This is a genomic window from Massilia pseudoviolaceinigra (genome assembly GCF_030846505.1).
GTDB lineage: Bacteria > Pseudomonadota > Gammaproteobacteria > Burkholderiales > Burkholderiaceae_D > Telluria_A > Telluria_A violaceinigra.
Window position 1 is genome coordinate 76,883 of sequence record NZ_JAVCWL010000014.1, and the last position, 25,502, is coordinate 102,384.

Here is a 25,502-nt window from a genome sequence, read left to right on the forward strand (position 1 = left end):
TATTTTAGGCTTTTCCGCACCCTTGTGTTGGACAAGTTGTACGGACAATTCCTGCTAGAAATGAAACTAATAGTTACGTCGGGTTGACTTGCGCGGTGAGGCCAAACCCGTAGCGCAATCACAACATGGACCCTGAGTACAATGAATTGTGCGTCATGGAAATTTATTCTCGGGTAGTCTCTGGCCACTTTCTGTTACCAGGCCATGCAAAACGGGTAAGCTGCACGTTTTTCTCGCCCTGGGCCACGCGCGGCGCCGGTGCTTGACTGGCGGGCGCACTGGTATACAGTTGCTGTTCCGTAGAAAACAATGTGATCGGCAGCCATTCCCAACCAGACCCACGTACCGTGCAGATCATTCCGAAAGTTTTACTCGTCAACGATGATGCAGCCAGCCTGCTCGCGCTCGAAAGCCTGCTGGCCGGGGCGGCGCGCGCGCAGCATTACGAACTGCTCACCGCCACGTCCGGCCATGATGCGCTGCGCATGGTGCTGACTCACGATTTCGCGGTGATCTTGCTCGACGCCAACATGCCCGGCATGGATGGGTTCGAGACGGCCGAGGCCATTCATTCGCACCCGCGCACCAGTGCGATGCCGATCATCTTCATCACCGCCCACTACGACGACGAGCGCCATCGGCTCGAAGCCTACAGCAAGGGCGCGGCCGACTATCTGTTTACGCCGGTGATCCCGCAGGTACTGCAAACCAAGGTGGCGGTATTCGTCGACCTGACCCGCAAGAACCTCGAACTGCAGGCCAAGACGCGCGAACTGTCGCTGCTCAACCAGGACCTGCGCGTGCAGCGCGTGCAAGACCTCGAACGCATCAACCGCGCCCTCGAACAGGAAGTGGCCGAGCGCAAGGTGGCCGAAGAGCGCGCGCAGGCGCTCTCGATCCGCGACCCGCTGACCAACCTGGTCAACCGCCGCTCGCTGATTGCCCAACTCGAACACGCGGTGGCCACGGCCGACCGCCATCAGGGCGAATTCGCCCTGCTGTTCCTCGACCTGGACCGCTTCAAGCAGATCAACGATTCGCTCGGCCACGAGGTGGGCGACGAATTGCTGCGCCAGGTGGCGGCGCGCCTGCTGGCGGCGGTGCGCGTGTCGGACGTGGTGGCGCGCCTGGGCGGCGACGAATTCGTGGTGCTGCTCGAAGGCCGCGGCGCCCCCGCCAATGCGGCCCGGGTGGCGCGCAAGATCGAGCAGGCGCACAGCCGCCCGTTCGAGATCAACGGCCAGCGCATCGCCACCTCGACCAGCATCGGCATCGGCCTGTATCCGCAGGATGCCAACAGCGCCTCGCAGCTGATGAAAAACGCCGACACGGCCATGTACCACGCCAAGCAGCACCGGCGCGGCAGCATCGAGTTTTTCCGCGAAGAGCTCAACACGCGCGAGCGCGAACGCGCCCAGTGGGTGGCCGAGCTGCATGCGGCACTCGAACGCAAAGAGTTCGAGCTGCTGTTTCAGCCGCGCGCCGCCCTGCCCGACGGCGCCGTGTGCGCGCTCGAAGCGCTGCTGTACTGGCGCCATCCGCGCCACGGGCTGATCGCCGCGTCCAGCTTCCTGCCCGACGTGGCCGACCGCCTGCTGCTCGAACAGGTGTGCGAATGGATGCTGGGTGCCGCCTGCAGCCAGGCCGCCGCCTGGCGCGCGCAGCCGGCGCCGCTGCCGGAGGTGGTCATGGCGCTCGACCTGGCGCTGCTGCAAATCCGTCCCGAACTGGCCGCGCGCGTGCTGGCGCATCTGCGCACCTGCAAGCTGCCGCCGGGCTGGCTGGAACTGGAAATTCCCGAGCACCTGCTGCTCAACACGCGCGATAACGTCGCCGTGCTGCGCCAGTTGAAAGCGGCCGGCGTGCGCCTGACGGTCGACGACTTCGGCAGCGCCGGCGCGGCCCTGGCCATGCTGCGCGAACTGCCGCTCGACGCCATGAAAATCGACCGCGCCTTCGTACGCGCCATCGGCATCGACGGCGGCACCGACATGGCCGCCGCCATCGTCCACCTCGGACGCGCGCTCGGCCTGCGCGTGCTGGCACAGGGCGTGCACACCGAAGAACAGCTGGCCGTGCTGCAATCGCTCGGCTGCGACGAATTCCAGGGCGAGCTGTTGAGCCCTCCCCTGCGCGCCCCGGCCATGCTGGCGCTGCTGCGGGACCAATGCAAGACCGATCAGACAACGAGCCCGAATCCGAATCGGGCCGCTCCTTCAACTTCCAAAAAACGAGGACTAAGCCGATGAACAACATGACCGACCTGGCCGAGGAACTGGACATCAAGCTCCTGCTATCTACCCTGATGGCGCTCAAGAAAGGCGACTTCACGGCGCGCATGCCATCCGACTGGAGCGGCATGTCGGGCAAGATCGCCGACACCCTCAACGAGATCATCGAAACCAAGGAAAAGATGGTGCAGGCGGTGACCGACGTGTCGCGCGTGGTGGGCCGCGAAGGCCGCCTGACCCAGCGCGCCTCGGTCCCCAACGTGGTGGGCGGCTGGGCCACCATCATCAGCTCCGTCAACACCCTGATCGACGACCTGGTGCGCCCGACCACCGAAATGGCGCGCGTCATCGGCGCGGTGGCCAAGGGCGACCTGTCGCAGACCATGGCGCTGGAAGTGGACGGCCATCCGCTCAAGGGCCAGTACCTGCGCGCGGCCACCACCGCCAACACCATGGTCGAGCAGCTGTCCTCGTTTTCGTCGGAAGTCACGCGCGTGGCGCGCGAGGTGGGCACCGAGGGCAAGCTCGGCGGCCAGGCGCAGGTGAAAGGCGTGGCCGGCACCTGGAAGGACTTGACCGACTCGGTCAACTCGATGGCGGGCAACCTCACCTCGCAGGTGCGCAACATCGCCGAGGTGACCACCGCGGTGGCCAACGGCGACTTGTCCAAGAAAATCACGGTGGACGTGCGTGGCGAGATCTTGCAGCTCAAGGACACCATCAACGTCATGGTGGACCAGCTGCGCTCCTTCGCCTCGGAAGTGACGCGCGTGGCGCGCGAGGTGGGTACCGAAGGAAAACTGGGCGGCCAGGCCTACGTGCCGGGCGTGGGCGGTACCTGGAAGGACTTGACCGATAACGTGAACTTCATGGCGTCCAACCTCACGGGCCAGGTAAGGAACATCGCGGCGGTGACGACCGCGGTGGCGAACGGCGACTTGTCCAAGAAGATCACGGTGGACGTGAAGGGCGAAATTCTCGAACTTAAAAACACGATTAACGTGATGGTGGACCAGTTATCCTCCTTCGCCTCGGAAGTGACGCGCGTGGCGCGCGAAGTGGGAACCGAAGGAAAGCTGGGCGGACAGGCGCAGGTGAAAGGCGTGGCCGGTACCTGGAAGGACTTGACCGACTCGGTCAACTCGATGGCGGGCAACCTCACCGGCCAGGTGCGTAACATCGCGGACGTGACGACCGCGGTGGCGAACGGCGACTTGTCCAAGAAGATCACGGTGGACGTCAAGGGCGAGATCCTGGAGCTGAAAAACACCATCAACGTGATGGTCGACCAGTTGAACTCCTTTGCGTCGGAAGTAACGCGCGTGGCGCGCGAGGTGGGTACCGAAGGCAAGCTGGGCGGACAGGCCAACGTGCCCGGCGTGGCGGGCACGTGGAAAGACTTGACCGACGGCGTGAACTCGATGGCGGGTAACCTCACCGGCCAGGTGCGAAACATCGCCGACGTGACCACCGCGGTGGCGAACGGCGACCTGTCCAAGAAGATCACGGTGGACGTCAAGGGCGAAATTCTCGAACTTAAAAACACGATTAACGTGATGGTGGACCAATTGTCTTCCTTCGCATCGGAAGTCACGCGCGTGGCGCGCGAGGTCGGTACCGAAGGTAAGCTGGGCGGCCAGGCGTACGTGCCGGGCGTGGGCGGTACCTGGAAAGACTTGACCGATAACGTGAACTTCATGGCGTCGAACCTGACGGGCCAGGTGCGTAACATCGCGGCGGTAACCACCGCCGTGGCGCGCGGCGACCTGTCCAAGAAGATCACGGTGGACGTGAAGGGCGAGATCCTGGAACTGAAAGACACCATCAACGTGATGGTGGATCAACTGTCTTCGTTCGCATCGGAAGTGACGCGCGTGGCGCGCGAAGTGGGTACCGAAGGTAAGCTGGGCGGCCAGGCTAACGTGTCCGGCGTGGCCGGTACCTGGAAGGATCTGACCGAGAACGTCAACCAGCTGGCGGCAAACCTCACCAACCAGGTGCGCGCGATTGCCGAGGTGGCGACCGCCGTGACGCGCGGCGACTTGTCGCGGTCCATTCAGGTGGAAGCGCGCGGCGAGGTGTCCTACCTGAAGGACAACATCAACGAGATGATCCGCAATCTGAAAGAAACCACGCAGAAAAACGCGCAGCAGGATTGGCTCAAGACCAATCTGGCGCGCTTTACCCGTCTGCTGCAAGGCCAGCGCGATTTGCAGGCGGTCACGAAACTGATCCTGTCCGAACTGGCGCCGCTGGTGTCGGCCCACCACGGCGTGTTCTACATGATGGATTCGCAGGAGCTCGACGCGCGCCTGCGCATGATCGCCAGCTACGGCTACCGTTCCAGCCGCAAGCTGGCCACCTCCTTCCTCCCGGGTGAAGGCCTGGTCGGCCAGTGCGCGCTGGAGAAAAGCCGCATCTGGCTGACCGACGTGCCGCGCGATTACATCGTGGTCTCGTCGGGCCTGGGCGCGGCGCCGCCGACCAATATCGTGGTGCTGCCGATCCTGTTCGAGCAGCAGGTCAAGGCCGTGATCGAAATCGCTTCGCTCGACCGCTTTACCGAAACCCACCTCTCCTTCCTCGACCAGCTGATGGAATCGATCGGCGTGGTGCTCAACACGATCGAAGCGAACAGCCGTACCGAATCGCTGCTGACCCAGTCCCAGTCGCTGGCGCAGGAACTGCAGCAAACCAACCAGGAACTGGCCGAAAAGGCGCGCCTGCTGTCCGAACAGAACATCGAGGTGGAACGCAAGAACCGCGAGGTGGAACAGGCCAAGCTGGCGCTGGAAGAAAAAGCGACCCAGCTGGCGCTGTCGTCCAAATACAAATCCGAGTTCCTCGCGAATATGTCGCACGAGCTGCGCACTCCGCTCAACTCCCTGCTCATACTGGCGCAGCAGCTGTCGGATAACCCTGAGGGCAACCTCTCGGGAAAGCAAGTAGAGTTCGCAAAGACGATCCACGGTTCCGGATCGGACTTGCTGACTCTGATTAATGACATTCTCGACCTGTCCAAGATCGAATCCGGAACCGTGACACTCGATGTGTCGGAATACCGCTTCTCGAACCTGCGCAACTACGTCGACCGCACCTTCCGCCACATGGCCGAAGCGAAGCACCTGGGCTTCACGGTGCTGCTGGCGGACGCGCTGCCAACCGCCGTGATGACCGACACCACGCGACTGCAGCAGGTGCTCAAAAACCTGCTGTCGAACGCCTTCAAGTTCACCAGCCACGGCGAAGTCGCCCTCGAAATCTCGCTGGTGACGAGCGGCTGGACCAGCGACCATCCGAACCTGGTGCATGCCGACGCGGTGCTGGCGTTCTCGGTGCGCGACACCGGCGTGGGTATCGCGGCCGACAAGCTGCAGCTCATTTTCGAAGCGTTCCAGCAGGCCGACGGCTCCACCGCCCGCAAGTACGGCGGCACCGGCCTTGGCCTGTCGATTTCGCGCGAACTGGCGCGCCTGCTGGGCGGCGAAATCCGGGTCGAATCGGTGGTCAACGCCGGTTCCACCTTTACCCTGTTCCTGCCTTACAACCGGGCTGGCTTCATCAACTACGACCAGGCGCGCCAGCCGCAGCCTGCTCGCCTGGCGCCGCCGCCATCGACCGTGGTGTATGCCAGCACGGTCACGCCGTACGACAGCAGCACCATCCACGCCGATCCGGCCGCATCGCAAGCGCAGCTGGTCGAATACGCGTCGGTGCTGGACGACCGCGGCCTGATCGCCCCGGGCGATCCGTCGGTCCTGATCATCGAGGACGACGAAAACTTCGCCAAGGACGTCATGGAGTTCGCGCGCGAGAAGAACTTCAAGGCGATCGTCACGCACCAGGGCGATTCGGCGCTGTCGCTGGCGCGCGATTACCTGCCGTCGGCGATCATGCTCGACCTCGACCTGCCCGACATCGATGGCTTCACGGTACTCGACCGCCTGAAACGCGATCCGAGCACGCGCCATATTCCGGTGCACGTGATGTCCAGCCTGCGCGAGCGCGAACGGGCGCTGCGCCAGGGCGCCATTTCGTACATCAGCAAGCCGGTCGAACGTGAAGCGCTGCAGGAAGAATTCACGCGCATCCAGAAGTTCCTGTTGGGCGGCAAACGCAGCCTGCTGGTGGTCGATGACGAGAAGATGCAGCGCGACTCGATCGTCTCGCTGATCGGCGACGCCGACCTGCGCATCGTGGCCGTGGAAACCGGCGCGGCCGCGCTGGAAGCGCTGCGCGGCTCGCACTTCGACTGCATGGTGCTCGACCTTACCCTGCCCGACATCAGCGGTTTCGACCTGCTCGACGTGATCGGCAAGGACCCTGCCCTGCGCGACCTGCCGATCGTGATCTACACCGCCAAGGAATTGAGCCGCAAGGAAGTGACCAAGCTCAAACGCTATGCCAAGACCATCGTCATCAAGGATGCGCGTTCGCCCGAACGGCTGCTCGACGAAACAGCCCTGTTCCTGCACCGCTCGCACGCCTCGCTGCCGGAACTGCAGCGCCGCATGCTGGAAGAGATCCACGCGGCCGATGGCGGCCTGGCCGGACGCAAGGTACTGATCGTCGACGATGACTTGCGCAACATCTTCGCCCTGTCGTCGCTGCTGGAGCGCCAGCAGATGCAGGTGTCGTTTGCCGAAAACGGCCGCGACGGCATCGAGGTGCTGGAAAAAGACCCGACCATCGAGATCGTCCTGATGGACATCATGATGCCGGAAATGGACGGCTACGACACCATGCGCGCGATCCGCCGCATCCCGAAGTTCAAGTCGCTGCCGATCATCACCCTGACCGCCAAGGCGATGAAGGGCGACCGCGACAAGTGCATCGCCGCCGGTGCGTCGGACTACATCACCAAGCCGGTCGACGTGGCGCAGCTGCTGTCGCTGATGCGGGTGTGGCTGCATTGAACGGCCCAATCAGGCAGGCCGGCATGCCGGCAACCGAGGAGCTGGAAATCGACCTGCTGCTGGAGGGCGTTTCCAGCGCTACGGCTTCGACTTCCGCGCCTACGACCGTCCGGGCCTGAAGCGCCGGCTGCTGGCGTTGATGGGAGAGCGCGATCTGGCCACGGTGTCGCTGCTGCAGGACCGCGTGCTGCACGACGCCGCCGCCGCGGCGGCGCTGCTGCGCGCGCTGAGCGTGCAGCCGGCGTTCCTGTTCGACGATCCGGAACAGGTGCGCCAGACGCGCGAGGTGCTCGGCGCCTGCCTGCGCGCGTCGGCGCTGCCGAAAGTGTGGCTGGCCGAGTGCGCGCACGCGGAGGAAGCGTGGTCGCTGGCGATTTTATTGGCCGAGCAGCAGATGGATCATCGGACCGAGATCTTCGCCACCGTCGCCAATGAGGAATTGCTGGCCGAAGCGGTTGATGCCAGCATCCCGATGGAGCGCATGGAGCAGTATCAGGAGAACTACCTGAAAAGCGGCGGGACGGCCAACCTGGCCGATTATTTCGAGGTTCGCGGCAAGCGCGCGGTACTGCTGCCGGCGCTGCGCAGCCGCATCACGTGGGCGCAGTACAACCTGGTGACGGATGCGTCGTTCAACGAGTTCCAGCTGATATTATGCCGGCGCGCGCTGGCCGATTTTGGCCCGGTGCTGCGCCAGCGTGCCCTGCGCCTGTTCCACGACAGCCTGGCGCTGTTCGGGGTGCTGGGGATCGACCGGGAACTCGCGCCGGGCGACACGCTGGCGTCGAGCTACCGCCCCGTGCTTGCGCACCAGCCGTGGTACAAGCGTGTCGCGTAGCGCGTCGCCTGGCGCGTGGCCTGGTGCTTAGTCGATGTTCAGGCGCGCTTCGTCGTCGCGGTCGATCAGGCGGTCAATCACCACATCGATTTGATCCGACATCAGCGCATCGAGGCTCAAGGTGCCTGTCAGTTTCCCCTTGAGCATGGCCTTCACTTGCGGGGCCATCTTGTTCCAGTTGTTCTGGTCGTATGTGACGCTGCCAAAGCGTCCTTCGCAGTCGAAAAACAGGTGCGTGTAACTGTTTTCGCTATTCTTTACATGGCCGAAGATGAAGAAATTCGCATCGAGAAAAGCAATCTCGGCATCCGTGAAATATTCGCCGAACTCCCAGCGGTCGCCCCACAGGTTGACTATCATGTCAACGAAGCCGCCGAACAGGATCATGCTCCGGTGGTTCGCAGGGTAGAGCCGCAGCGAGCCTGACTGCTCCGGGTCCTGTACCTCGACGCTACCGTGTTCAAGATACAGCCCACGCAAGGCGGCAGGCAGCTTGCAGCCCCACTTTTTCTCGCGCGCGGCCAGATCTTCCGGCGTGACCGGCGCCGATTCGAGGGTGAAATGCCCGTCCCACAAGGGACTCTCCCGCACCACCCGCAGCTCATGGGCCGCCGCGCGGAATCGCTCCAGCGCCGCCTGCCGGGTTTCGCCGGGCGCACCGGTGCGCAGCCGGTCCACTGGATGCGACGCCTTGAAGGCCAGGTAGGCAGGGTCCGTGAGATACGCGGCCAGCGCCGCGTCGTCGACGCTGACGCCGTGGACTTTGCGGGCCTTGTATTGAAGGTGGTGCAAGCTGGCGAAGAAGCCATCGCGGTAGCGATGCGGCGCGCTTTGGTATGCGGCCAGATAAACGATGGCGCGCTGCTGGTATTTGTCCACGAATGGATCGTCGTGCTCGGCGTCGCTCGCCACCAGCCGGAAGCAGCGCTCAAACAGCTCCACGGCGGCATCGACATCGCCGCGCCCGGCCGCGAGCACGGCGAGACTGGTCAAGGCCGTGCGCACATTGGCAAGCGTGATGAGTTCTTCGTCGTCCAGGTCTTCCTCGCCGACGGGAAAACGCTCCAGGACGGCTTCGCAGGTCGCAGCCAGTTCGTCGGGCATGTCGAGCTTTTCGAGGCAGGCGAGTCGAAGCTGGAAATAGCCGCTCCAGGCGGCGTCTTCGTCGTCAAGCGCGTCGTCGTCGGACAGTTCTTCGAGGATCGGCAGGGCCGCATCGGCAAAGACAAGGCTGGCGACGTAGTCTTTCTTGCGCAACTGGACGCCCGCTTTGCGCAACAGAGCGGTCATGTTCGTGATCGTACTTTTCATCGTGTGTTATCTCAAGTCGCAATATGGCGCGGTTTCCACCTTCAACGGCCGCCCACATACCAACGGCGCGGCACGAACAAGGTATGTCCCGACGCTTGAGTAAAGGTAATCCCTTCAGTGCTCTCGGTAACAATGCTTTGCTGGAGATAGCGCGACATATCTTCATCAAAGTTATATAGAGACAGGTCGGTGGAGTGCCCGTACGGCGAGTTTTTCAAGCTGATGAGTATTTGATATCGCGGCTGCATGCTGAAAAACCCGACCTTGGTGCCTGTTTCCAGTATCGAAACGGTATATCCGCTTTTCAGCGCCGGTAAACTAGCGACGGGCTGCGTCTGGCTGACCGAAAACCAGACAGCCATCACGCCGACAAGCAGGCCGGCGAGCAGGGAAGACAGGGGCAGCAGGAATGGACGTTTCATCATGTCGTGGCGAAGGCGGGCTGTTTATCGAAGGCCCCGGCGCAATGTCGCCCGGGGACGCCCTGGCAGTCAGTGTCTAACGCGCCGCGGACGGACGTTCGGCGATGCGCTCGCGCCAGGCCTGCAGATTGGCCATGCCTTCGGCGCCCGGCTTGAACTTCATCAGCCCGCGCGCGAATTCAAGTGCGCACCAGGCTGTGATGTCGGCCACCGTGAAGCGCTCGCCGGCCACGAACGGGCGCTTGGCCAGCTCGCCGTCGAGCCAGCGCGCATGCTCGCGCATTTTCTCGCCCTGCGAGGCGCCAAAATCTGGGAACTGCGGCTGCTCGAGCATGGCCAGCCCCGGGTGCGTATGGCGCACGCAATTGGCGATGCCCAGCAGCAGATGGAGCTCCACCCGGCGGTCGGCCATCTCGATAAAGGCGCGCTCCTCGAAACCCTCGCCCATCAGGTTCGGCTCGGGGTGCAGGCCCTCCAGATAGGTGCAGATGGCGCGCGTTTCGGTCAGCACGCGGCCGTCGTCGAGTTCCAGCGCGGGCACGCGCGCCAGCGGATTCTTGGCGACGAAACTCTCGCTCTTGTGTTCATTGGTGCCCAGGTCGATCATCACCGGTTCGATTCCGGTGATGCCTTTTTCGGCGATGAACATGGTCACGCGGCGCGGATTGGGTGCGAAATTGCTGATGTAGAGTTTCATGGCATCCTTGCGGGAAGTTAGTTGTTGCGCGACTGGCCGGTTTCGAGCATGGTGCGCGCGGCGGCCGAGAATTTGGCCGCTTCTTCGTCGCTCGCGCTGGTCAGGTCGCGCGGCGATGGCGGCATCTGCAGGCCCTTTTCCACCGCCGGCCGGGCGCGGATGGCATCGATCCAGCGTTTCAGGTGCGGCAGTTCCTCGATCGATACGCCCGACCACTTGTGCGTGCGCACCCAGGCCCAGTTGGCGATATCGGCAATCGAGTAGTCGCCGGCCAAAAATTCATGATCGCGCAGACGGCCGTCGAGCACGCGGAACAGGCGCCGGCTCTCGCCCTGGTAGCGGTCGATCGCGGGCTGGATCTTTTCGGGGAAGTAGCGGTAAAACACGTTGGCCTGCCCCATCATCGGACCGATGCCGCCCATCTGGAACATCAGCCACTGCATCACCTGCGAGCGGCCCTTGGCATCGAGGGGCATGAGCTGGCCCGTCTTTTCCGCCAGGTACACCAGGATGGCGCCCGACTCGAACACCGCGAAGTTGTCTTCGGCGCGGTCGACAATCGCCGGAATGCGCCCGTTCGGATTGATCGCGAGGAACCAGTCTTCCTTTTGCTGGTTCTGGTGCAGGTCGAGCGTGTGCAGGGTGTACGGCAAGGCCAGTTCTTCGAGCGCGATGGAGACTTTGTGGCCGTTCGGCGTGGGCGCCGAATAGAGGTCGATCATGGCATTCCTTTCCGGTTGGATGACGAAAGAGCAAGGCGCATCATAGCGTCAATCTGGCGTGCCCGCACGCGCTGTGCCACAATCGCCGGATGACCCGCCACCGCCCTCTTCCCGCCCTGCTGCGCGCCCAGCTTTATCAACATCTGGCGGCGATGGAAAAGGCCGGCCTGCCGCCCGACCGGGCGTACGCGCTGCTCGATCTCGGCACGGCGGGACGCGAACGCGTGGCCGCATTTCGCAAACTGGCGGCTCGCCGCAACGACCCCGCCAGCGCGGGCCTGGCCAGCGGCCTGTTCACCGTTTTCGAGGCGCGCCTGGTGCGCGCCGCGCTGGCCGCCGGCAGCCCGTTGGCGACGTTTCAAAGGCTGGCCGATTTTCACGCCACCAGGGCGCAGCAACTGGCCACGCTGCGTTCGCGCATGGTGCTGCCGGTCGCGATCCTGGCCGTCGCCCTGTTCGTGCAGCCGCTGCCGGCGCTGGTGGGCGGCGCGCTATCGGCGGGCGGCTACCTGTGGCGCGTGCTGGCGCCGCTGCTGGTGCTGGGCGGCGCGGCGCTGCTGGCGGCACGCGCCTTCGCCTGGTTCGGCTCGGGCAGCGAGACGCCTGCGCGCGCCGGCATCGAAGACGCCCTGCTGGCGCTACCGGTGTTCGGTCCGATGCACTTGCGCCGCAACATGCGCGACTTTGTCGACAGCCTCGCACTGCTGCTGGAGGCCGGCCTGCCGCTGTTCGATGCCCTGCCCGAGGCCCTGGCCACGGTCGACAACCGCATCGTGCGCGCCGACCTGGCGGCCATGGAGCCGGCGCTCAAGTCGGGGGCCACGCTGGCGCAGGCTATCGCCGCCCTGCGCCTGGCCGATACCGGCCAGCTGCACGCGCTGGTGCTGACGGGCGAACAAAGCGGCACCCTGCCCGCCATGCTGCGCCGGCATGCCGCCAGCGAGACCGAGTCGATCAACCGCTTCCAGCTCGATATGATGGCCTGGCTGCCGCGCGTGTTCTACGCCCTCGTGGCGCTGTGGATGGCGGTGGCCATCCTCGGCAGTTCGGTGAGCACGGTTGTGCCATCCTGAACCGCACCCTGCGCTGTTCCGTGCCACAATCGAACCTATGAAACCAATCCGAACTTACCTGCCGCTGCTGGTCCTCGTCGCCGGCTGCGCCACGACGCCCACGCCACCGCCGGTGCCCACGCCCGCCGATGCCACGTTCAGCTGGTACCAGGATGTGGCGCGCACGCAGCAGGTGCTGCGCATCGATACGGCCAGGTCGCTCATTACGGTGACGGTGCGGCGCGGGGGCACGTTTGCGCGCATGGGGCACGACCACGTCATCGCCAGCCGCAGTATCGAAGGTTTCGTCGCGCCGGACGCCGGCCGCGCCGACTTCCGCTTCCGGCTGGACCAGATGACAGTCGACGAAACGGCATTGCGCACCCAGGCGGGCCTGACTACCCAGCCCGACGACGACGCGATCGCCGGCACCCGTACCAACATGCTCACGCGCGTGCTGGAGGCCGAGCGCTATCCGCTGGTGACCCTGCATGCCGAACGCGCCGCCGGCAAAGGCGACACGCTGCGCCTGAGCGTCAACCTGCATGGCGTGTCACGCACGGTGGAGGTGCCGACCACCATTGAACGCAGCAACGATGGCGTCACCGCGAGCGGCACGCTGACGCTGCTCCAGAGCGACTTCGGCATCACGCCGATGTCGGTGATGGGCGGCGCCCTGACGGTGCAGGATCCGATGGAACTGGCGTTTAGCATCGTGGCGACGCCGCTGCCGCGTTAAGGACCACCGGGTTGGCCGGGTCGGTGCTCCACTCGTACCAGCCGCCGTCGTAGACGCTGATGCGCTCCCAGCCCATCAGCCACGCATAAAAGAACGCCAGCGAGGCGCGCCAGCCGGTGCCGCAGTAGAAGGCGTTGTGGCGGCCGGGATGGATGCCGCCCAGGCGCCACTGGGCGGCGATGGTGTCGGCATCGAGCATGCGTCCGTCCGCGTGCTGGAAATGGCTCATGCTGTTCACGTCGCCCTCGCGCCCCGCCCTGCCCCACAGCGCGCCGGCAATCTCGCCGCGCGCCTCGATGTAGCTGTAGCCCGAAGTCGCGCCCGTGAATTCGCTCCAGGTACGGATGCTGACCAGGGCCGCGTCGGGACGCGTCAATAGCTGGCGGGCCTGGGCCGTATCGATGAGGTAATCGGGACGGCCGGGGAACGGCGCGCCGAAGCTGCGCGCGGCCACGGGGACCCGGCCCGGGCCGGCGACGCTCGGCAGGCCGGCCGCGCACCAGCCGGCAAAGCCGCCGTCGAGCATGCGCACGTCGAGCACGCCCGCGTACAGCATCAGGTGCGCCGCGCGCGCCGCAGCCAGCGCGTTGCGTCCGTAGACGATGACGGTAGTGTCGTGGCCGATGCCGTGCTCCAGCAGGACCTGCAGCAGGACGGCATCGTCGACTTTATTGAACAGGGGCGGCGCTTCCAGAACCCGCGTGTCGAGCCAGGCGGCGCCGTCGATGTGGGCCGCCTCGAATGCAGCGGCGCCAGCGCAGCCCACTTCCAGCAGGCGCACGGCGCCGTGCCGCGCAAGCAGCGCCAGCTCGCCGGGCGCGACCAGCTGGCGCGCGCGCACCGAAGCTGCGCGGGCGGCGGCGATGGGTTGGCAGGGAGACTGGCGGGCATTCACGGCGGACTCTTCAGGGAGCAAACCCGCTATTTTAAAGCGTCGACGGGATGGCGGACCAAAACAGCCCGGCCGCGCATGCATCGAACACAGCAATTCGTGCTTTATTACTCATACATGATCTGCTATAACAGACATGCATCGGGGTCCAGCATGCCACGGCAGGAGCCACACAGTCCCGCTCAATTTTTCAAGGTGTAGTTCGATGAACCCTCTTCTTGCCAATCGCGACGAGCGCGGCATTACCTTGCTGGTGCTGAGTTTCGCCGGGCTGCTTTTCGTCGGCATCATCGCCAACCTCGTGTTCGAACTGGTGCAGGCGCGCGATCATGTCATCACCGAGAAAACCAACAGCGCCCGCGTACTCGTCAAGGTGCTCGAGGAGCAGGCCGTCGACAGCGTGTTCGCGGTCGACCTGGCCATGCAGACCACCATCAAGGCGGTGCAGATGGTGCCGCGCGGTCCGGCCGAGAGCAAGCGGCTGGTCAATGAACTGCTCGACAGCAGCATCGACAACCTGCCCTTCATCCGCGCCATCTGGCTGCTCGATGCCGATGGCAAGATGATTCACGACAGCCAGAAATTGCCGGGAGCCTACAATCTGTCGGACCGCGCGTATTTCAAGATTCATCGCGATCATCCCGACCATGGCACGCACATCGAGGGGCCGATCATCAGCAAGCTGGGCGTGCCCTTCATCAGCTTCAGCCGCCGCATCAACCGGCGCGATGGCAGTTTTGGCGGGGTTATCGTGGCCGCGCTCGAACCGAAATACCTGCGCCGCTTCTACGACTCGGTCAAGGTCGGCAAGGATGGCATGGTCGCCCTGGTGCGCACCGACGGCGTGCTGATGCTGCGCATGCCCGCTGCCAATATGGTGGAAGGCAAGCGGTTCACGTTCTTCCCCAATTTCGAGGCGACCCCGCCGCCGCCCGACGCCGGCAGCTATACGGCCGACAGCAGCATCGACCAGATCCGCCGCCTGTATTTCTACCAGCGCGTCAGCGGCCGCCCGCTGGTGGTGGTGGTCGGTCTTGGCGAAAAGGAATTGCTGGCTGACTGGTACAGTATGGCGCGCGCCTACATCGCCGTCTCGCTGGGGTTTTTGATGCTGCTGGGGGGGCTGAGCTACCTGGCCCTGCGCGAACTGCACAAGCGCCATGGCTTGAACCAGGCGCTGCACAACAGCGACGATGCGCTCAAGGCGGCGCAGCAACTGGCGCTGATCGGCAGCTGGCGGCTCGACCTGGTGGCGCGCAGTGGCCAGTGGTCGCAGCAGATGTACCGGCTGCTCGGGCTGCCGCTGGCGGACCAGCCGCCCCCGCTCGATGTTTTCTTGCAACGAATTCATCCGGACGACCGCCATCTGGTCGAATCCGCCGTGCGGCATGGCATGAACTGGTCGGGCGAACTGCGCAGCAATCCGGCGCTCGGGCCGCAGCGCTATTTTCATTCGCGCAGCACGGGCGTGCATGACGCGGCCGGCAATGTGACGGCGCTGATGGGCACCCTGCAGGACGTCACCGAGCGGCGCCAGGCCGACGAAAAGCTGGAGCTGGCCGCGCGCGTGTTCGCCTGCACGCGCGATGGCATCGTGGTCACCGATGCCGCCAGCACCATCGTGGCGGTGAACGCGGCGTTCGAGCGCATCACCCAGTACAGCGAGGCCGACGTGGTGGGACGCAATATTCGCGTGCTGCGCTCGAACGTGCACGATATCGATTTCTACCGGCAACTATGGGACACGATCGCGCGCGACGGCCATTGGCGCGGAGAAATCTGGAACCGGCGCAAGAATGGCGAAGTGTTTCCCGAGTGGCTGACGGTGAGCGCGGTGTCGAGCCCGGAGCACGGCACGGCCGGCTATGTCGGCGTGTTCACCGACCTGAGCGACATTACCGAAGCCAATGAACAGCTGCAATTCATGGGCAACCACGATCCGCTCACGCGCCTGCCGAACCGCTCGCTCTTGAACGACCGGCTGGCGCAGGCGATCGAGACGGCGCACCAGGGGCAGCGCGCGATTGCCGTGCTGCTGCTCAATATCGACCGCTTGCAGCGCGTCAACGACAGCATCGGCCATGATGCCGGCGACCTGCTGCTGCGCGAAATGGCCCAGCGCCTGCTGCTGCGCCTGCATCCGGGCGACACCCTGGCGCGCATCGGCAGCGACGAGTTCGTGCTGGTGCTCTCGCACGTGGACGACAACGACGACGTCAACGCCGCTGCCCAGCAGATGCTCGACACGGTGGCCGCGCCCTGCCAGTTGCTGGGGCACGAGGTGGTGGTCACCGGCAGCGTGGGGATCGCGCTGTTTCCGCTCGATGGCATCACCGCGGGCGACCTGATCAGGAATGCGGACACGGCGCTGTCGCACGTCAAGAACAGCGGCCGCAACAGCTTCCGTTATTTCACATCAGAAATGAACACGCGCGCGCTGCACTGGATGGCGCTCGAGCACCGGTTGCGCAACGCGCTGGGCCGCGCGGAATTTTCGCTGTTCTATCAGCCGCAGGTACGGCTTGCCGACAAGCAGATGTGTGGCGCGGAAGCGCTGATCCGCTGGCGCAGCGCCGAGCTGGGCATGATTTCGCCGGCCGAATTCATTCCCCTGGCGGAAGACTCCGGTCTGATCATCGAGATCGGCGAATGGGTCATCCGCACCGCCTGCATGCAGAACAAGGCGTGGCAGAATGCCGGCCTGCGCCCGCTGCCGGTGGCGGTGAACGTGTCGGCGCACCAGATCGCGGCCGGCACCTTGCCGGCGATTGTGAAAAGCGCCCTGTTCGACAGCGGCATGGAGGCGCGCTTCTTGGCCATCGAACTGACCGAAAGCGTGCTGATGCAAGAGGCGGAGCTGGCGATGGCGCAGATCGCCGAGCTGCGCGGGATGGGCGTGGCGGTGGCGCTGGACGATTTCGGCACCGGGTTTTCGTCGCTCAGCTACCTGAGCCGCTTTGCGCTGGACAAACTGAAAATCGACCAGAGTTTCGTACGCAATATTACCGATGACGCCAAGAGCGCGGCGATCGCCAAGGCCACGATTGCGCTAGCGCATGGCCTTGGGATCACAGTGGTGGCGGAGGGAGTGGAAACGCGCGAACAGCTCGATTATCTCGACGGTGCGGGCTGCGACGAGGTGCAGGGATATTTTTTCAGCCGCCCGGTGCCGGCCGCCGAGTTCGTGGCCCTGCTCGTGGCGGGCGGCACGCCGTCGGCTTAATCATGCCGGGCGATGTAGCTTCTGACAGCGGCCTCCGCTTCGCCGAATGAGGTCGCTTCGATGGTGCGCTGGAGGAGGATGGCGGTGCTGATCTCGCCGGCGGCAATCTTGGCCAGGACTTTCGGATGGATGTCGTCATCACCGGACCCGGCGCCCGGAATTGAACTGAGCATGCGCTCAAGCCGCTTGAGCCTTCTGAACTGTTCGTCCTGCTTCAGATACATCATGTACAGCCCGCACATGCACATGAGAAACATCGTTAAGGCCAGGTCTTGTGATTCCATGCTGATTCTCCGGAGTGAGTAGTTCGACAAGTAAGTTGCCGTGATCACAGTAAGTCAAGGCACCCGCAAGTACCAGCCAAATGGCCGCATTCGGTGACACCCGTCAACAGAGTTAGGGTCGGGCAACTATGTGCTTGTTGCGCCGGCCCGCAGCCAATCTCGCGCGCGGAGGCCGGCGGCAATGTGTAAGATAATGCCATCGCCATGTGGAGGGAACGCATGATCTGATCGGACCGATGGAAGGAACGACTTTGTCAACGATGCAGGAAACACGTGCCTGGGTACGCATGCCATCGGGCCGCCGTCTCGACCTGCTCAACCCCACGCCGTTCGACTGGGACGACGCCGATCTGGCCATCGGACTGGCCCGCACCTACCGCTGGGGCGGGCATTCGGTGTGGCCGCTGCCGCTGTCGGTCGCCCAGCATTCGATTGCCGTCATGCAGTTGAGAAAAAATGCAGCGCGCGGGCCGCTCGATCCGCTCACCGAGCTGCGCGAGCTGCTGCACGATGCCGAGGAAGGCTTGCTGGGATTTGACGCCATTTCGGTCATCAAGCCCTTTCTCGGCGACGCCTTCCGCAACCTGACTCTGCGCCTGGAACAAGCCATCTTCCTGCGTTACGGCCTGCCCAGCTGGACCACCACGGAACATGCTTCCCACAAGCGCGCCGACCGCCTGGCCGCCGCCAGCGAAGCGGTGCATGTGGCCGGCTGGACCAGGGATGAGGTGAAAAATACCCTCAAAATTTCCGCCAAGCCCCAGATCGACGACCCCCTGTTCCCCATTTACGGCGGTACGCCATGGGAACCCTGGGCGCCCGAGCTGGCCTGCGCGCGCTTTCTCGATGAGCTGAACCGGCTCAAGGCCAGCATCTGAACGCCAGCTGGCTGGCTCGCCTCGTGCCTTGCCTAAGCCACGGATTTCACAGGGTTTTTGAGGATATCCACAAGAAGTGTGGATAACATTGTGGATAAGCCCCGACGGGCGCCGCTTAACGCCCGGGTTTAAGCGGGTTTCAACAAAATGCCCGTTCCGCAGGCAAAAAAATAAGTTGAATAAAATCAAGGACTTAAAACACCCCATGGCGCGCATACAAACTGTCCATATGGCAAATTCCTACATGCAGGCGAAACGGGGGATAACTCGTGTGGTCTTTGACAAAGTGCGCCGGCTGGCTTAGTGTGGAGCCATGTCCGCTTCCTCCACCGACAACATCCGAAATGGCGACCTGATCATCGAGGACGACGACCCGTCCGACGTATCCGCATCGCCGACGCAGGAACTTCCTCCCTGGCGCATCCTGATCGTCGATGACGATGTCGACGTGCACGTGGTGACCAAGTTCGCCCTCAGCAATGCCCAATTCCAGGGACGGCGCCTGAGCTTCCTGCACGCCTACAGCGGCAAGGAAGCGATCGAGACGCTGCGCGCCACGCAAGACATTGCACTGGTGCTGCTCGACGTCATCATGGAAACGGAAGATTCCGGCCTGCGGGTGGCACGGCAGATCCGCGAAGGCCTGCACAACGAGCTCGTACGCATCGTCCTGCGCACCGGGCAGCCGGGCCAGGCGCTGGAACACAGCATCATTTGCGATTATGACATCAACGATTTCTGGTGCAAGGCCGACCTGACCACGCGCAAGCTGTTCACCACGGTCATTGCCTCGCTGCGCGCGTATGCCAGCCTGCAGGCGGCAGCGGCCGAGCGCGCAGCCATGGCTGCCGAACTCGACAAAGCGCGCCAGGTGCAGGCGCTGCTCGGCCAGCAGGCGCTGGTGCTCAAGCTCGACCCCAAAGGGCACATTATCGAGGCCAGCGACCGCCTGTGCGAACTGACCGGCCGGCGCCGCGACGCACTCATCGGGCGCGACCTGCACGCCTTGCATACCGGCACGTTCGCCGAGGCGCTGGTGGACGACATCAAGCTGTCCCTGGCGCGCGATGGTGCATGGTCGGGCGATATCCAGACCCGGGCGGCCGACGGCAGCGCCCTGCACTTGCGCTGCGCCCTGCTGGCGCTGAGCGAACCGGGCGGCGCGCCTTACGAATACCTTGCGGTGGCGACGCTGTTCGAGCCTGCCTTCACGCCAGGCGTGCGATGACGGGCCCCAGGCGCGAACGGTCGAGCGCCGGCTCCTAGCTTCCGAGCATCTCAGGCTCTCAGGCTCTCAGGCTCTCAGGCTACTTCCACGCATTGCGCGCCCGCTCGCGCACCAGCATGCGCACGCTGTCGGGCATCGGTTTGCGGCTCTGCTGGGTGTCGGCCGTCATCCACACCGTTTCCTCGAAGTGCTTGAGCATGGCCGGGCTGATGAAGCGCGTGCGCGCCGCGTACACATGACGGTCGCCCATCTGCGCTTGCTGCTTGATGAAAAACCGGTTCGGCACCACCAGATGAAGATGCTCCTTGGCGCGCGTCATGGCCACGTACAGCAGGCGGCGCTCCTCCTCGATATCGGCGGCGTTGCCCGTACTCATGTCGGACGGGATGCAACCATCCACCACGTTCAGTACATGCACCGACTTCCATTCCTGTCCCTTGGAGGAATGGATGGTCGAAAGAATCAGGTAATCCTCGTCCAGAAGGGGCGGTCCGGCGCGGTCGCTGGTCGCTTCGGGCGGGTCGAGCGTGATTTCGGCCAGAAAGGTTTCGCGCGAGCCATGACCGCCCGCCAGGCGCGCCAGCTGTTCCACGTCGGCCGCGCGCACCTGGGCGTCGTCATGCATGCGTTCGAGGTGCGGCAGGTACCAGTTCTTGACCAGCTCGATATCGGCCGGCCAGCGCAGCCCTGGCGCGCGCAGGGCGCGAAACAGCGCGACAAACTGCTCCCAGTCGCCGCCGCTCCTGGCGGGCGCGGCAAATTGCTCGAGCGCGCGTAGCGGCTCGGCCGCCTCGCCGACCGCGTCCAGCAGCCGGGTGGCGGTGGCGGCGCCGATGCCCGGCACCAGCTGCACCACGCGGAAACCGGCCACCCGGCCGCTTGGATTCTGGGCAAAGCGCAGCACCGCCAGTACATCCTTGATGTGGGATGCTTCCAGGAACTTCAGGCCGCCGAATTTGACGAAGGGGATGTTGCGTCGCATCAGTTCCAGCTCCAGCGCGGCGCTGTGGCTGGCCGCACGGAACAGCACCGCCTGTGCCTTGAGCGCCATGCCCGTTTCGCGGTGCTCCAGGATGCGGTTGCAGACCCAGCGCGCCTGCTCGGCCTCGTCGGCAATGAGCACCAGTTGCGGACGGACGGTAGACACCTTGTCGGTCCACAAGGTCTTGGCGTGGCGCTCGAGCGCGGCGCCGATCACGGCGTTGGAGGCATCCAGGATTGGCTGGGTCGAGCGGTAGTTGCGGTCCAGGGTGACGATGCAGGCTTCCTGGGCGAACTGCTTCGGGAAATCGAGAATATTGCGCACCGTGGCACCGCGGAAAGAATAGATCGACTGCGCATCGTCGCCGACCACCATCACGCCCTCGCCGCCCGGCTTCATGCCCATCAGGATCGCAGCCTGCAGGCGGTTGGTGTCCTGGTACTCATCGACAAGGACATGGTCGAACAGGCCGCCGATGTGGGCGCCGAGGTCGGGATCGGCCGCCATCTCGGCCCAAAACAGCAAAAGATCATCGTAATCGAGCACGTTCTGCTCCTGCTTGGCGTCGACATAGGCCCCGAACAGGGTCTTGAGCTGGGATTCCCATTCACTACACCAGGGAAAGGTACTTTGGAGCACCAGCGCCAAGGTGTCGCGGCTGTTGACCACGCGCGAGTAAATGGCCAGGCAGGTTCCCTTGAGGGGAAAGCGTTTCTCAGTATGGATCAGGCCGATGTCGTGGCGCACCATGCCCATCAGGTCTTCGGAATCGCCACGGTCGTGGATCGTGAACGATTCCTCGAGGCCGATGCGGCCGGCGTAATCGCGCAGCAGGCGCGCGCCGATGCTGTGGAAGGTGCCCGCCCAGGGCAGGCTGGCCGGCGGCTGGCCGCCGCGCGCACCCATGATCCGGTGCAGCACGTTGCTGGCGCGTTGCGCCATTTCGTTGGCGGCGCGGCGCGAAAATGTGAGCAGCAGGATGCGCTGGGGATCGGCGCCGCTCATGATCAGACGCGCCACGCGGTGCGCCAAGGTATTGGTCTTGCCGGAACCGGCACCGGCGATCACCAGCAGGGGCCGCGCGCTGCCCGCGGCCACGCCGATATCATGCTCGACGGCAGCACGCTGCGCGGGATTAAGGCTGGCGAAGGGATCGTCGGCGCAAGCGGCAAGGGGAACAGCGGTCATATCGGGCAATCAAACTGGGGTTGACATGACTGTACATTTATCCAGTATTATTACGCAAGTAAAATACTTTGCGCTTTCCCGCCGCGCCACCCGTCCCTGCTTCATGCCAGCCATGAAAGCGGCGGTCAAAAATCGCCTTATGCGCGCTAAGTAGCCGTTTCTAAAGTACTTTTTGGGATATCCACAATCGCTGTGGATAACTTTGTGGATAATCCCCTCTTGACAGTCCGCAAGCGTGTAACGATGCGGGTTTCAACAAAATGCTCATTCGTGAGGCAGAAATTATGCCCATATAAATCAAGCACTTACAAAGTCAATGGAGAAGGCGGTAAAAAATATTAAGAAATTTCCCACAAGATTTTTTTGTGCATAACCGCCTGTTTTGCACGCAGCGGGAGAGGGGTGGTTCGATAACATTCTGATATGCCCACAGCATCGCTCGCGCGCACTGCGCCGGCCTTGCATCACCACCCGGCACCACTTAATGAGCAAGCGGCCCACGCCGGCGCTGCGGCTCCAGCAAGACCCGTTCGATCACCTCGGGGGCAATATCCTGCGCTTTGAGATACTCGATGGCAGACATCGTATTGCGGCTCTCCTGGACCGAAATGGCATGGTTGACGATGTCGCGCTGGCGCACGTCGTGGCGTTGGTAAGTCGGTTCAGCCAGGGCGAGACCGCCGCTGTCGGGGCGTTGCTGTCGATTCATTTTGTGATTCCTTACAGGCATTCAGAAACGTTGCAAAGGGAACCCAGTACTGCCTAGGGAGTATCCCTCAATAAAGATCAAAGTCAATGTCAAGGTTCCATCGAAACGGCAAAAAATATGCTTGAGGCATAGTTTTACAGGCGTCATTTTTTCAGTCGGCAACATAGCGCCCGCCCATGACGCCGCGGCCTACAATGCGGCACGGGCGTAGGCCACACGCGTGCGCGCATGCCAGAATGTAGACCGAGGACATCATGACAATTCCAACTGAAAAGATTACGACGGAACCCACGCTCAACCCGGGTGACGAAGCCGAACCGGGCACGCCGGGCGCGGCCGAGGACATCTGCGACGCCTGCAGCGGCAAGGGCAAGCTGGCCGACGGCAGCGCCTGCGCGGAATGCGGCGGCACGGGCCGCGTGATGCGCGGCATTGGTGGCGGCTGAGCCCGCATGGACAGGCGGGCGGGCCGGCGCGATAATGCGGCATGACCGATCCGTCCCTCCCCGCCCGCCCGCGCCCGCAATCGCTGACCGACCTGTTTGTTTCATTTACCTTGCTGGCGCTGCAGGGCTTCGGCGGGGTGCTGGCGCTCGTTCAGCGCGAAATTGTTGAACGCAAGCAATGGCTGACCCATGAGGAATTCCTGGAAGACTGGGCCGTCGCCCAGATCATGCCGGGGCCGAACGTGGTCAATCTGTCGATGATGATCGGCGGGCGCTATTTCGGGCTGGCCGGTGCGCTCTCGGCGCTGGCCGGCATGCTGGCCCTGCCGCTGGTGCTGGTGCTGCTGCTGGCCCTGGTCCATGCGCGCTTTATCGATCATCCGGGCGTGGCAGGCGCACTGCGCGGCATGGCGGCGGTATCGGCCGGCATGATCGGCGCCACCGGCCTGAAATTGTCGCTGGCGCTGTCCAGGAACCCGATGCCGCAGCTGTGGTGCTGGGCCCTGTGCGTCACCGGCTTCGTGCTGGTGGCGCTGGTGCGGGTGCCGCTGGTGTATGTCCTGTTCGGCGTGGGCGGACTGGCCTGCTTGCTCACCTACCGGCGCCTGCGGCCATGAGCGCGCCGCAGATCGTCCTGAGCTGGAGCGACTGGTTCAGCCTGTTCGGCCACTACCTGATGCTATCGCTGATGTCGGTCGGCGGCGCGATCTCGACCACTTCCGAAATGCATCGCTATCTGGTGGAGCAGCACCATTGGCTGACCCAGGCGCAATTCAATAACGCCATTGCGCTGGCCCAGGCCGCGCCCGGGCCGAACGTGCTGTTCGTCGCGCTGATGGGCTGGCAGGTCGGCATGAACGCCGGCAGCACCGGCGCCGCATTCCTGGGCGTGGCGGTGACCATGCTCGGCATTTTGATTCCCTCGACCGTGCTGACCTATTTCGCCGCGCAGTGGGGGCATCGCAACCGCGATTTGCGGGCCGTGCGCGCCTTCAAGCAAGGCATGGCGCCGGTCGTCATCGCCCTGCTGCTGTCGACCAGCTGGATCCTGGGCAGCGCCAGCCAGCACTTGGCCACCGACTGGCCGCTGTGGCTGCTAACGGTGGCGAGCGGCCTGCTGATCTGGCGCACCAAACTGCATTTGCTGTGGATACTGGCCGGCGGCGCCCTGCTTGGCTGGCTGCAACTGGTTTAGTATTGCGCGACAAGGCATACTTGCGCCATCACTCACTACGTGGACCGACCGATGCTCGAACTTTTATCAGAACACGCCTGTTTCGGCGGCGTACAACGCTTTTATCGCCATGCCTCGACGGCCACCGGCCTGCCAATGCGCTTTTCCGCCTTCATCCCGGCCGTGACCTCCGGCCAGACGCTGCCGGCGCTGTTTTACCTGGCCGGCCTGACCTGCACCGAAGAGACTTTTCCGACCAAGGCCGGCGCCCAGCGCGCGGCGGCGCGCGAAGGCCTGATCCTGATCGCTCCGGACACCAGCCCGCGCGGCGCCAATATTGACGGCGAAACCGATGCCTGGGACTTCGGCGCCGGTGCGGGCTTTTATCTGGACGCAACCGAAGCGCCATGGAGCAAGCATTACCGCATGTTCAGCTACCTGCTCGAACTGCACGCGCTGGTGCTGGCCGAACTGCCCGTCAACGCCGCCAAGGTCGGCATTTTCGGACACTCGATGGGCGGCCACGGCGCCCTGGTTACGGCCCTGAAACGCCCCGACCTGTTCCGTTCGGTGTCAGCCTTTGCCCCGATCGCCGCGCCTACCCGCTGCCCGTGGGGCGAAAAAGCGTTCAGCGGCTACCTCGGCACGGACCGCGAGACCTGGAAGCAATACGACGCAAGCGAACTGATGCTGACCATGCAAGCGCCCTTCCCCGGCGGCATCCTGATCGATCAGGGCCTTGCCGACAAGTTCCTGGAACAGCAGCTGTATCCGGAAGCTTTTGAAGCGGCTTGCGCCAAAGCGCGCCAGCCGCTCGAACTGCGCCGCCATGCCGGATACGACCACGGCTATTTCTTCATTTCCACCTTCATAGACGACCATTTGCGCTTTCACCGGGCGCAGCTGGGCTAGGGCTCGCCACAGCCGGCGCGCGGGCGCGCGGGCGCGCGATCGTGATCAGATCGTGCCCGCCGCCGGGCTGCTGCGTCCGGCGTTGATGCGCGACCAGGAGCGCACGCGTACCGACAGGCACATCAGCAGCACACCGCTCATGAGCGCATACACGCCGATGAACGTGGCCAGCATGACCGCGCCGGCGCCGAGCGGAAACAGCAACGCGATCAGGCCGAACACGATGGACGCCACGCCGCTGAGCAGCAACAGCCACTCGCCGCGGATGAACTTGCGTACGCAGATGGCGATGACGATATCGAGCACGCCGCTGACGAGGGCATTGGCCCCCATCAGGAGGATCAAGGTCAGCAGGGTGATCGCCGGATTGAAGGTGGCAAGCACGCCCACGGCCAGGCTGACGAGGCCAAACACCATCAGCATCCACCAGTGCGAATCATTCCTGCGGTTCCTGACGGCCCCGAACATCCAGACCGCACCACCGAGCAGCGCAAACGCGGCGAACAAGGCCGCAAGAGTCAGCAGCGTGACGGCGGGCCACGCAATGGCAAGCACGCCGAACACGATGGCGATGGCGCCGCGCGCGGCAAGCAGCCACCAGTTCCGCAAAAGCGTTTCGTTCATGGCATCTTTCCTCCCTGCTGAATCAGACAGCGGG

The 25,502-nt window shown here is 64.0% G+C and carries 21 protein-coding genes; 12 read left to right on the forward strand and 9 right to left on the reverse strand.

Going from position 1 to position 25,502, the window contains the following annotated elements:
• Positions 1-311 precede the first annotated feature (311 nt).
• The 3 genes from RBA40_RS15445 (at position 312) to RBA40_RS15455 (ending at position 7,985) form a co-directional block, all read left to right on the forward strand.
• Positions 312-2,249: a putative bifunctional diguanylate cyclase/phosphodiesterase gene (locus tag RBA40_RS15445; protein ID WP_306648708.1), complete on the forward strand. Its 1,938-nt coding sequence runs from the start codon at positions 312-314 to the stop codon at positions 2,247-2,249.
• A complete protein-coding gene (locus RBA40_RS15450) occupies positions 2,246-7,147 on the forward strand; it encodes a hybrid sensor histidine kinase/response regulator (protein WP_306648709.1) in 4,902 nt (1,633 codons plus the stop codon). The genes RBA40_RS15445 and RBA40_RS15450 overlap by 4 nt, the downstream gene beginning before the upstream one ends.
• A 130-nt stretch (positions 7,148-7,277) precedes the next feature.
• Positions 7,278-7,985: a CheR family methyltransferase gene (locus RBA40_RS15455; protein ID WP_510184487.1), complete on the forward strand. Its 708-nt coding sequence runs from the start codon at positions 7,278-7,280 to the stop codon at positions 7,983-7,985.
• 27 nt (positions 7,986-8,012) lie between these two features.
• Here RBA40_RS15455 and RBA40_RS15460 read toward each other — a convergent pair whose 3' ends face one another.
• From RBA40_RS15460 to RBA40_RS15475, 4 genes are all read right to left on the reverse strand, one after another.
• Entirely contained in the window at positions 8,013-9,275 is a 1,263-nt protein-coding gene (locus RBA40_RS15460; protein WP_306648711.1) for an SMI1/KNR4 family protein, read from the reverse strand.
• Positions 9,276-9,337: 62 nt separating this feature from the next.
• Complete coding sequence (locus tag RBA40_RS15465; protein ID WP_306648712.1) at positions 9,338-9,721, reverse strand: hypothetical protein; 384 nt, start codon at positions 9,719-9,721, stop codon at positions 9,338-9,340.
• Between the two features lie 73 nt (positions 9,722-9,794).
• Complete coding sequence (locus RBA40_RS15470) at positions 9,795-10,415, reverse strand: glutathione S-transferase family protein (RefSeq protein WP_306648713.1); 621 nt, start codon at positions 10,413-10,415, stop codon at positions 9,795-9,797.
• A gap of 17 nt (positions 10,416-10,432) precedes the next feature.
• Positions 10,433-11,137 carry a glutathione S-transferase family protein gene (locus tag RBA40_RS15475; protein ID WP_306627065.1) on the reverse strand — a complete coding sequence of 235 codons (705 nt, stop codon included), beginning with the start codon at positions 11,135-11,137 and terminating at the stop codon, positions 10,433-10,435.
• Between the two features lie 89 nt (positions 11,138-11,226).
• On the opposite strand from RBA40_RS15475, the gene RBA40_RS15480 reads away from it, so the two are divergent.
• Together RBA40_RS15480 and RBA40_RS15485 are read left to right on the forward strand one after the other, a co-directional pair.
• Entirely contained in the window at positions 11,227-12,210 is a 984-nt protein-coding gene (locus RBA40_RS15480; RefSeq protein ID WP_306648714.1) for a type II secretion system F family protein, read from the forward strand.
• A gap of 37 nt (positions 12,211-12,247) precedes the next feature.
• Positions 12,248-12,928 carry a YceI family protein gene (locus tag RBA40_RS15485; RefSeq protein ID WP_306648715.1) on the forward strand — a complete coding sequence of 227 codons (681 nt, stop codon included), beginning with the start codon at positions 12,248-12,250 and terminating at the stop codon, positions 12,926-12,928.
• Here the strand turns inward: RBA40_RS15485 and RBA40_RS15490 are convergent.
• Complete coding sequence (locus RBA40_RS15490; RefSeq protein ID WP_306648716.1) at positions 12,897-13,823, reverse strand: sulfurtransferase; 927 nt, start codon at positions 13,821-13,823, stop codon at positions 12,897-12,899. The two genes, RBA40_RS15485 and RBA40_RS15490, sit on opposite strands and share 32 nt — an antisense overlap.
• A gap of 202 nt (positions 13,824-14,025) precedes the next feature.
• Between RBA40_RS15490 and RBA40_RS15495 the strand changes: the two genes are divergently transcribed.
• Positions 14,026-17,043 (forward strand): bifunctional diguanylate cyclase/phosphodiesterase, encoded by a 3,018-nt coding sequence (locus RBA40_RS15495; RefSeq protein ID WP_306648717.1) that lies wholly within the window; start codon positions 14,026-14,028, stop codon positions 17,041-17,043.
• Here the strand turns inward: RBA40_RS15495 and RBA40_RS15500 are convergent.
• The gene (locus RBA40_RS15500) at positions 17,040-17,327 is read right to left on the reverse strand and encodes a hypothetical protein (RefSeq protein WP_306648718.1); all 288 of its coding nucleotides are present in this window, start codon (positions 17,325-17,327) and stop codon (positions 17,040-17,042) included. The genes RBA40_RS15495 and RBA40_RS15500 overlap by 4 nt on opposite strands.
• A 260-nt stretch (positions 17,328-17,587) precedes the next feature.
• On the opposite strand from RBA40_RS15500, the gene RBA40_RS15505 reads away from it, so the two are divergent.
• Positions 17,588-18,205 carry a phosphohydrolase gene (locus RBA40_RS15505; protein WP_306648719.1) on the forward strand — a complete coding sequence of 206 codons (618 nt, stop codon included), beginning with the start codon at positions 17,588-17,590 and terminating at the stop codon, positions 18,203-18,205.
• A 313-nt stretch (positions 18,206-18,518) separates the two neighbouring features.
• Positions 18,519-19,433 carry a PAS domain-containing protein gene (locus RBA40_RS15510; RefSeq protein ID WP_306648720.1) on the forward strand — a complete coding sequence of 305 codons (915 nt, stop codon included), beginning with the start codon at positions 18,519-18,521 and terminating at the stop codon, positions 19,431-19,433.
• Between the two features lie 79 nt (positions 19,434-19,512).
• Here RBA40_RS15510 and RBA40_RS15515 read toward each other — a convergent pair whose 3' ends face one another.
• The gene (locus RBA40_RS15515) at positions 19,513-21,603 is read right to left on the reverse strand and encodes an ATP-dependent helicase (protein WP_306648721.1); all 2,091 of its coding nucleotides are present in this window, start codon (positions 21,601-21,603) and stop codon (positions 19,513-19,515) included.
• A gap of 481 nt (positions 21,604-22,084) precedes the next feature.
• Entirely contained in the window at positions 22,085-22,312 is a 228-nt protein-coding gene (locus RBA40_RS15520) for a hypothetical protein (protein WP_306648722.1), read from the reverse strand.
• A gap of 254 nt (positions 22,313-22,566) precedes the next feature.
• Between RBA40_RS15520 and RBA40_RS15525 the strand changes: the two genes are divergently transcribed.
• Genes RBA40_RS15525 through fghA form a run of 4 tightly spaced genes read left to right on the forward strand, consistent with a single transcriptional unit; the run spans position 22,567 to position 24,844 of the window.
• Complete coding sequence (locus RBA40_RS15525; RefSeq protein ID WP_306648723.1) at positions 22,567-22,758, forward strand: hypothetical protein; 192 nt, start codon at positions 22,567-22,569, stop codon at positions 22,756-22,758.
• A 41-nt stretch (positions 22,759-22,799) separates the two neighbouring features.
• Complete coding sequence (locus RBA40_RS15530) at positions 22,800-23,375, forward strand: chromate transporter (protein ID WP_306648724.1); 576 nt, start codon at positions 22,800-22,802, stop codon at positions 23,373-23,375.
• Positions 23,372-23,953 carry a chromate transporter gene (locus RBA40_RS15535; protein WP_306648725.1) on the forward strand — a complete coding sequence of 194 codons (582 nt, stop codon included), beginning with the start codon at positions 23,372-23,374 and terminating at the stop codon, positions 23,951-23,953. The genes RBA40_RS15530 and RBA40_RS15535 overlap by 4 nt, the downstream gene beginning before the upstream one ends.
• Before the next feature lie 51 nt (positions 23,954-24,004).
• Positions 24,005-24,844: an S-formylglutathione hydrolase gene (fghA, locus tag RBA40_RS15540; protein ID WP_306648726.1), complete on the forward strand. Its 840-nt coding sequence runs from the start codon at positions 24,005-24,007 to the stop codon at positions 24,842-24,844.
• A 45-nt stretch (positions 24,845-24,889) separates the two neighbouring features.
• On the opposite strand, the gene RBA40_RS15545 is transcribed toward fghA, so the two are convergent.
• On the reverse strand, positions 24,890-25,468 hold the full coding sequence (locus tag RBA40_RS15545) for an HdeD family acid-resistance protein (protein WP_306648727.1): 579 nt from the start codon (positions 25,466-25,468) through the stop codon (positions 24,890-24,892).
• Between the last annotated feature and the right edge of the window lie 34 nt (positions 25,469-25,502).

Bases quoted from the DNA above. Each gene is read 5' to 3' on its own strand.
- RBA40_RS15450 (WP_306648709.1), top strand. From the start codon at position 2,246: ATGAACAACATGACCGACCTGGCCGAGGAACTGGACATCAAGCTCCTG.
- RBA40_RS15460 (WP_306648711.1), bottom strand. From the start codon at position 9,275: ATGACCGCTCTGTTGCGCAAAGCGGGCGTCCAGTTGCGCAAGAAAGAC.
- RBA40_RS15465 (WP_306648712.1), bottom strand. From the start codon at position 9,721: ATGATGAAACGTCCATTCCTGCTGCCCCTGTCTTCCCTGCTCGCCGGC.
- RBA40_RS15470 (WP_306648713.1), bottom strand. From the start codon at position 10,415: ATGAAACTCTACATCAGCAATTTCGCACCCAATCCGCGCCGCGTGACC.
- RBA40_RS15475 (WP_306627065.1), bottom strand. From the start codon at position 11,137: ATGATCGACCTCTATTCGGCGCCCACGCCGAACGGCCACAAAGTCTCC.
- RBA40_RS15480 (WP_306648714.1), top strand. From the start codon at position 11,227: ATGACCCGCCACCGCCCTCTTCCCGCCCTGCTGCGCGCCCAGCTTTAT.
- RBA40_RS15485 (WP_306648715.1), top strand. From the start codon at position 12,248: ATGAAACCAATCCGAACTTACCTGCCGCTGCTGGTCCTCGTCGCCGGC.
- RBA40_RS15495 (WP_306648717.1), top strand. From the start codon at position 14,026: ATGAACCCTCTTCTTGCCAATCGCGACGAGCGCGGCATTACCTTGCTG.
- RBA40_RS15500 (WP_306648718.1), bottom strand. From the start codon at position 17,327: ATGGAATCACAAGACCTGGCCTTAACGATGTTTCTCATGTGCATGTGC.
- RBA40_RS15505 (WP_306648719.1), top strand. From the start codon at position 17,588: ATGCAGGAAACACGTGCCTGGGTACGCATGCCATCGGGCCGCCGTCTC.
- RBA40_RS15510 (WP_306648720.1), top strand. From the start codon at position 18,519: ATGTCCGCTTCCTCCACCGACAACATCCGAAATGGCGACCTGATCATC.
- RBA40_RS15515 (WP_306648721.1), bottom strand. From the start codon at position 21,603: ATGACCGCTGTTCCCCTTGCCGCTTGCGCCGACGATCCCTTCGCCAGC.
- RBA40_RS15520 (WP_306648722.1), bottom strand. From the start codon at position 22,312: ATGAATCGACAGCAACGCCCCGACAGCGGCGGTCTCGCCCTGGCTGAA.
- RBA40_RS15525 (WP_306648723.1), top strand. From the start codon at position 22,567: ATGACAATTCCAACTGAAAAGATTACGACGGAACCCACGCTCAACCCG.
- RBA40_RS15530 (WP_306648724.1), top strand. From the start codon at position 22,800: ATGACCGATCCGTCCCTCCCCGCCCGCCCGCGCCCGCAATCGCTGACC.
- RBA40_RS15535 (WP_306648725.1), top strand. From the start codon at position 23,372: ATGAGCGCGCCGCAGATCGTCCTGAGCTGGAGCGACTGGTTCAGCCTG.
- fghA (WP_306648726.1), top strand. From the start codon at position 24,005: ATGCTCGAACTTTTATCAGAACACGCCTGTTTCGGCGGCGTACAACGC.
- RBA40_RS15545 (WP_306648727.1), bottom strand. From the start codon at position 25,468: ATGAACGAAACGCTTTTGCGGAACTGGTGGCTGCTTGCCGCGCGCGGC.